A 7254-nucleotide genomic window follows, 5' to 3' on the forward strand; every position below is an offset into this window, starting at 1 on the left:
CTGGAGACGTTGGTCGAGGTGTATCTGGCGGGCGACCTCGACGTGGTCGGGGCCAGCCCGCTCGACGCGCTCGGCCGCTGGGACCACCTCAAGGCAGTCGGGCTGAAGCGCAACGTCGACCGCGGCCTCATCCTGCGCGCGGCCCTGCCGTTCCTGACCGCACGCAAGCCCGCGGACGCGGGGATGAGCTTCGCCGCCCGCGTGCGCCGCATCGCCGGGCGCGGCCGCGACGACCAGGCGATGATCCAGTTCCACTACGATGTGTCCAACGCCTTCTACGCGCTCTTCCTCGGCGAGGAGATGCAATATTCCTCGGCGGTGTTCTCGGGATGGGATCAGGACCTCGACGCCGCGCAACACGCCAAGCTCGACCTCACCTGCCGCAAGCTGCGGCTTGCGCCCGGCAAGCGCCTGCTCGACATCGGCTGCGGCTGGGGCGGGCTCGCGGCCCACGCCGCCGAGCATTTCGGCGCGACCGTCCACGGCGTGACGCTCAGCCAAGCACAGCACGACGCCGCTTGGGCGAGGGTCCGCCAACGAGGCCTGGAGGATCGCGTCACGATCGAGCTGCGCGACTATCGCTCGCTGGACACGGCGGAGAGCTATGACGCGATCAGCCAGATCGGTATGTTCGAGCATGTCGGCCTCGACAATCACGACACCTTCTTCGCGCAGATGGGGCGGCTGCTCGCCCCCGCAGGGCTGTATCTCCACCAGGCGACGACGCGCCGCGCCACCCGCGACCTGTCGCGCTTCCGCCGGCGTACGGCGTACATGAAGGTCATCAACCGCTGGATCTTCCCCGGCGGCGAGCTCGATTATATCGGCCTGACCGTGACCAACCTCGAACGCTGGGGCTTCGAGGTGCGCGGCGTCGAGACGATGCGCGAGGATTACTACCTGACGCTCAAAGCGTGGAGCGAGCGCCTTTATGCGCGGCGTGACGAGGCGGTCGCCGAAGCCGGGCTGACCCGCACCCGCCTGTGGCTGCTGTATTTCGCGCTGTCGTGCATGGGCTTCTGGCGCGGCGTCCTGTGCGACTTCCAGACGCTGGCGCAGAAGAAGGTGACCGGGCCATCGGGGCTGCTGCTGCGGGGGGTAAATACAACCGACTTGTATTGAGGCTGCTCAAGCAGCAAAATGGTGAGTGAAGCCGAGGAAAGATCTTCACATGCGTTCCAGACTTGTCGCAACGGCGATGTTTGCACTATTTTCAAACGTGCTTTGCATTGCGGCTGTCAGCCTGTCGATGAGTATGCCGCTAAAGGCTAGTCGTACAATCGATGACATGGACAAGAAGGGCAGAGCGGAACCCGTTAGCCAATCTAAAAACTCTGACGTTGTGGTCACTGCTCCCCGAGAAGAGCATTATCCAGTGACGTCAAAGGCGTCATCGCAGTTCCAAGAAGAAGCGATTTTGGCGCGTCAAGCAAACTCAGAAGCTCAGTTTTTTAGTCGCTGTATCAAGGCAAAGGACGCACCTTTACTACGACAGCTAGTCGACTCACCGCCAAATAGTCCCATCAGGTCAAGCGCGCTGGATCGTATCGTCAAAAACCACTCCGCTTGCTACCCCGGGTTCAATCCTATCTCAGGTGCATCCCAGAACTTCTTTGGAGATTGCAATCCACGTGGCTCTTTCCAACCAGTTTTCGATCCCAAGAGCCACAGGCTTGTTCGCGCCGTGGCAGATCGTACCATCTGCCAAGCCTTTTTCGATCGGGGCGCGATCGTGGGAAAAGTAATCGAGTTGTATACACAAAACCTTACGCTAAGCGTTGTTCAATTAAATAGGGCAGATGTGGTAAGCCGCTTTCGGATTCGAGAAGAGCGCTTTGACAAGTCCAGAGCTAAAGATGAGCGCCTTTTTACGACCGTTGTCAGTTGTCTTGTTGAAGCGCATCCGGAAGTCGCGCTGCAATACTCTGGTAGTAAAGCTAATAGCTCATCAGAAACGCGACTACAAAGAGCACTCATAGGTCTTACACCCGAATGTGTCGGTGGTAAAAAGAAAGTAGAGGTTGATCCTTCTGTATTCCGCGTTTTTGTTACAGACGCGGTATACTCCTGGATGATCGCGCTACGTGGAACTGACTCACTCATTCCTCCAGGTTGAAGCTTTCGGTAACCATCAAGGCTATCGTGTCTGATCAGCCTCTATTTCTAGTGAACGAACCGCGCCACCACATCACGGTACGACCGCGACACCTTCACCTGACTCCCCGACCCCAGCACCAGGAAGCATTCGCCGTTAGTGTGCGGCTTCACCTGCCGGACAAGGTCGAGGTTGACGATCGTCGAGCGGTGGATGCGCTGGAAGCGGCGGGGGTCCAGCCGCTTTTCCAGGTCCTTCATCGTCTCGCGCAGGACCAGCGAATTGTCGCCGGTCTTGATGACCATGTAATCGCCCGCCGCCTCGATCAGCTCGATGGTGTCGACGTCGACGCGGAAGATCTGGCCGCGGTCCTTGATGTTGATCATCTTCTCGAACCGGTTCGCCGATACGCCCTCACCGCCGCCGATGCCGGCATCGCGGTCGGTGGCCATGTCCGCCGCCGCCGCCGGCGCGTGCTCGGCGAGCGCTTCCTTCAGCTTCTCCGTCTCCTCGGCACCGCGCTTGGTGGCCAGGCGGTTGCGCACCCGGTCGAGCGAGTCGGCAAGCCGTGCCTCGTCGACCGGCTTCATCAGGTAATCGACCGCCTGCGCCTCGAACGCCTTCAGCGCATGGTCGCCATAGGCGGTGACGAAGATGAACAGCGGCGGCTCGACCTCCATCAGCCCCTGAACGACCGAGAAGCCGTCGAAGCCCGGCATCTGGATGTCGAGGAATACCAGGTCGGGCTTGTGGGTCTTGATCGCGCTGATCGCCTCGCGGCCGTTCTGGCATTTGGCGACGATCTCGACATCATCGAACGGCTGCAGCCGCAGCTCCAGTCCCTGGATGGCGAGCGGCTCGTCGTCGACGAGGATGGTGCGGATGGTCATGCAAACTCTCTCTTCACGTCGTCGAGCTGGTAGGGGATCTCGATCTCCACCGAAAAGCCGCCGGTCGGCCGGGCACGGGTGTCGAGCCGCCCCTCGGGTCCGTACGCCTGGGTCAGACGCTCCCGTATATTGGTGAGGCCGACGCCGGTTGAAAGGCTCGGCGCGGCCGGGCGTTCCTTGGGGCCGGGACCGGTGTCGGCGACCTCGATCTGCACCGTCTCGCCGGTCAGGCGGACGCGGATGCAGATTTCCGCCCCCTCCTCCTGCGGCGTCACCGCATATTTGATCGCGTTCTCGACTAGCGGCTGCAGCAGCAGCGACGGCAGCCGCGCCCGCTCGGCGCGCGGGTCGATGTCGAACTCGGGGCGGAGGCGATCCTCGAACCGCATCTTCTCGATCTCCAGGTACAGCTTCAGCGTCTCGACCTCCTGCGCCACCGTGACGTGCGCGGTCGGCTCGTTGGCGAGGGTGTAGCGCAGGAACGACGACAGCCGGCTGAGCATCGCGTTGGCTCGCTCGGTCTGCTTGAGCAGCACCAGGGTCGAGATAGAGTTCAGCGTGTTGAACAGGAAATGCGGGTTGAGCTGATACCGCAGCATCGCCAGCTGCGCCGACGATGCCTGGGTGGTGAGGTGCTGCATCTGATCCATCTGCGCCTCGACGATCAGGAAGAAGTTGATCCCGAAATACAGCGCCGACCAGCCGGCCAGCACCGTGAAGTCGAGGAACAGATAAACCAGCACCGCCGGCAGGTTGATCGACGGCACCATGCGGATGAACGAGAACGCAAACGCGTCGAGCACCGCGTACAGCAGGGTCGCGATCGACAGCGTCGCGATCGTCAGCAGCACGCCCGCGACCCGCGGCAGGCGCCGGTACGAGCCGTAGAGCGTCGACAGCAGCAGGGTGATGCAATAGCCGACGATGGTGTTAATGACGACCGGGATCGCGGTCTGCAGCGACACGCCGCTGGAGATGGCGGAGACGCCGTGCAGCACCAGATAGCCCGACCAGCCGACTGCCTGCAGCGCCCAGAAGGCGCGCGCCTTGTTCTCGAAGAATGGCCGCACGTTGAGCGGGGCGACCGCTCGCCCAGATAGCGACACCGCAGCCGGCGGCGGGGTAGTAGCAGGGAGGTGGGCGGAGGCGGGCAGGGGAGCCATCGGCCTGCTTTTACACGCCCGGGCGGCTGGGGATAAGCCCCGGAGTGCGGGGGCGGACGTTCCTGCGGGGCAGCTCGGCAGATAGTTGGCGAGGCAGGCGATCGGCCGCTTGCGCCCGCGATCGCCCGCGCCCACAGCGGCCGCGATGGCAGATTTACGCCACCTCTCGACGGTCTATCGCCGCTGGCTGCTGGTGCTGGTGGCGGCGGCGCTGTTCGCTCGCGCGCTGGTGCCGGCCGGATGGATGCCGGTCGCCGGACCGCATGGCATCGCGATCGCGCTGTGCGACGGCGACGGGCCGATGCCGGCGATGAGCATGTCGGCCCATGCGATGAAGCCCGGTGCATCGATGCAGCATGCGCCGATGCAGCATCACCACGGCACGCCCGATCACCCCTGCGACTTCGCAGCGGCAGCGGCGGCGTTCACCCTGGCGGCGTTGCCCGCGCCGGCGCTGCCGGTCGTGCTGCGTCACCGGCCGCTTCCGGCACGTGTGGCAGTCGCCATCGGCCAGGGGCTTGCGGCCCCGCCGCCACCGCCGACCGGACCACCCGCCTTCGCCTGATCGTCACGCCCGCGCTTCCCGCGCGGGCCGCCTCACGTTCATCCGAAGGATCTCCCATGCCGTTCCGTTGCCGCGCGCTCGCCTGCGCGCCCTTATCGCTTGTTCTCACAATGCCCGCGCTCGCCCAGGAAGCACCCTCGCACCGTTCCCAAGACGACGTCCTCGTCGTCGGCCAGCGCCGCGAGGCCGCGCTCGACGACACGCCCGGCTCGGTCGCCAGCGTCGACGCTGCCGCGATCGCCACCCGGATCAATGCGGTCTCGATCGAGGACACGCTCAAATACCTGCCCAGCCTGATCGTCCGCAAGCGCAACATCGGCGACACCCAGGCCCCGATCGCCACCCGCACCAGCGGGCTGGGGGCGAGCGCGCGCAGCCTGATCTATGCCGATGGCGCGCTGCTGTCGGCGCTGATCGGCAACAACAACGGCACCGCTTCCCCGCGCTGGAGCATCATCTCGCCGGAGGAGGTCGAGCGGATCGACGTTCTCTACGGCCCGTTCGCCGCCGCCTATCCGGGCAACTCGATCGGCGCAGTGGTCAACATCACCACCCGCCTGCCACAGAAGCTGGAGGCGACCGTGACCCTCGCCAGCAACGTCCAGACGTTCCGCTTCTATGGCGACGACCGGGTGCTGCCGACGCGGCAGGTCGGGGCGACGATCGGCGACAGGATCGGCGCGTTCTCGTTCTTCGCCAGCTACGACCGGGTCGACAACCTCGCCCAGGCCTTGCTGTACGTCACCGCCACACCGGCAACGACCAAAACGCCACCAATCGCGACGACCGGCGGTGTCGCAGCGCTCAACCGCACCGCCGCGCCGATCGAGGTGATCGGGGCCAGCGCCATCCCTCAGCAGGTGCAGGACCGGTTCAAGCTCAAGCTCGGGCTCGACCTCGGCTCGACCGAGCTGCGCTATGTCGGCGGATTATTCTTGAATGCGCTGCACGCCCGCGTCGAGAGCTATGTCCGCGATACCGCTGCCGGCCAGCCGGTCTATGCCGGCACCTATGCGATCGCCGGCAACACCTACACGCTCGCGGCGAGCGCGTTCGACGGCGGCTATTACGATCTTGACGAGCGGCAATGGTCGCACAGCCTGTCCGCCACCGGCAGCGCGGGGACGATCGACTGGCAGGTGATCGGCACGCTCTACGACTATGCCCATGACGTGCAGCGGATGCCGACCGGCGCTTTGCCGGCGGCCATCAACGGCGGGCCGGGCACGATCACGCGGATGGACGGCACCGGCTGGCAGACCTTCGACGCCAAGCTGGCCTGGACGCTCGGCACGACGGTGCTGAGCGCCGGCGGCCACCTCGACCGCTTCGTGCTGAAGAACGACCAGTTCGCGACCACCGACTGGATTGGCGGCGGCGAGGGTGCGCTGATCCTGCAGTCGCGCGGCAAGACGCGGACCGCGGCGGTGTGGGCGCAGGATGCGTGGCGGATCGCGCCGCCGCTGACGCTGACGCTGGGCGGCCGCTACGAATGGTGGCGCGCCTATGACGGCGTCAACGTGTCGACGACGACGACGCCGATGATCTCGACCGTCCAGCCGCCGCTCGACGCCGCACGCTTCTCGCCCAAGGCGACGCTCGCCTATACGCTGGCACCGAGCCTGACGCTGAGACTGTCGGCCGGGCAGGCGTGGCGCTTCCCGACGGTGGGCGAGCTGTACCAGGTCGTGACGACGCCGGTGCCGGCGGTGCCCAACCCCAACCTGCGCCCCGAGCGGGCGCGGTCGGAGGAACTGGCGCTGGAGCAGCGGGACGGGCATGGCGGCGCGCGGCTGGCGTTGTTCAACGAGATCGTGACTGACGCGCTCCTGTCGCAGAGCGGGGCGCTCAACGGCACCACGATTGTCGCGACCTTCGTCCAGAACGTCGACCGCACCCGCGCCCGCGGGGTCGAGCTGTCGGCGGATCGTACCGACGTGGTGCCGCGTATCGACCTGTCGGGCAGCGTCACCTATGCCGACGCCACCACCCGCGCCGATGCCGCGTTCCCGGCAGCGGTCGGTCACACCCTGCCGCAGGTGCCGCGCTGGAAGGCGACCTTGGTGGGAACGTGGCGACCGCTCGACGGCCTCTCGCTAACGGCGGCGGGGCGCTATGCCAGCCGGATGTACGGGACGCTCAACAATGTCGATATCGTCGGCAACACCTATCAGGGCTTCTATAAATATCTGGTCGTCGACCTGCGCGCGCAGGTGAGGACCGGGCGGCACCTGACGGTCGGCCTCGGCATCGATAACGTCAACAACGACCGCTATTTCCTGTTCCACCCCTTCCCGCAGCGCAGCTTCCAGGCGGACCTGCACTGGACGCTATGACGAAAAGGGCCGCCGCTCCCGGTGGGAAGCGGCGGCCCTGGTCGGCCCGAAAAGGTTGGCCTCAGAAGCTGAAGCGAGCACCCACCCGGATTGCATAGAGCGATTGGGTGACGTTCACCGCCGCCGTGTTCGGGTTGGTGAACGCCGAGTAGCGATACTGGGCGCATGTCTGCGCCGTGGTCGTGTTGATCACACCAGCGGCGGG

6 protein-coding genes are annotated in these 7254 nt (G+C 65.3%); 4 read left to right on the plus strand and 2 right to left on the minus strand.

The genetic code is table 11. From position 1 onward, the window contains the following. Both HUU96_RS08465 and HUU96_RS08470 read left to right on the plus strand, forming a co-directional pair. Positions 1–1122: SAM-dependent methyltransferase (locus HUU96_RS08465; RefSeq protein ID WP_174292393.1), on the plus strand; the 1122-nt coding region annotated here is incomplete at its 5' end. 49 nt (positions 1123–1171) lie between these two features. After that, positions 1172–2116: a hypothetical protein gene (locus HUU96_RS08470; RefSeq protein ID WP_174292394.1), complete on the plus strand. Its 945-nt coding sequence runs from the start codon at positions 1172–1174 to the stop codon at positions 2114–2116. Positions 2117–2163: 47 nt separating this feature from the next. On the opposite strand, the gene HUU96_RS08475 is transcribed toward HUU96_RS08470, so the two are convergent. Beyond that, complete coding sequence (locus HUU96_RS08475) at positions 2164–2985, minus strand: LytR/AlgR family response regulator transcription factor (protein WP_174292395.1); 822 nt, start codon at positions 2983–2985, stop codon at positions 2164–2166. Continuing rightward, positions 2982–4148 (minus strand): sensor histidine kinase, encoded by a 1167-nt coding sequence (locus HUU96_RS08480; protein WP_174292396.1) that lies wholly within the window; start codon positions 4146–4148, stop codon positions 2982–2984. The genes HUU96_RS08475 and HUU96_RS08480 overlap by 4 nt, the downstream gene beginning before the upstream one ends. Positions 4149–4293: 145 nt before the next feature. Between HUU96_RS08480 and HUU96_RS08485 the strand changes: the two genes are divergently transcribed. Then, a complete protein-coding gene (locus tag HUU96_RS08485) occupies positions 4294–4713 on the plus strand; it encodes a hypothetical protein (protein WP_174292397.1) in 420 nt (139 codons plus the stop codon). Between the two features lie 110 nt (positions 4714–4823). Next, positions 4824–7049, plus strand: a complete 2226-nt coding sequence (locus HUU96_RS08490; RefSeq protein ID WP_254605138.1) for a TonB-dependent receptor — start codon at positions 4824–4826, stop codon at positions 7047–7049. Positions 7050–7254: the final 205 nt, after the last annotated feature.

It is taken from the genome of Sphingomonas bacterium (assembly GCF_903644135.1).
Classification (GTDB): domain Bacteria; phylum Pseudomonadota; class Alphaproteobacteria; order Sphingomonadales; family Sphingomonadaceae; genus Sphingomonas.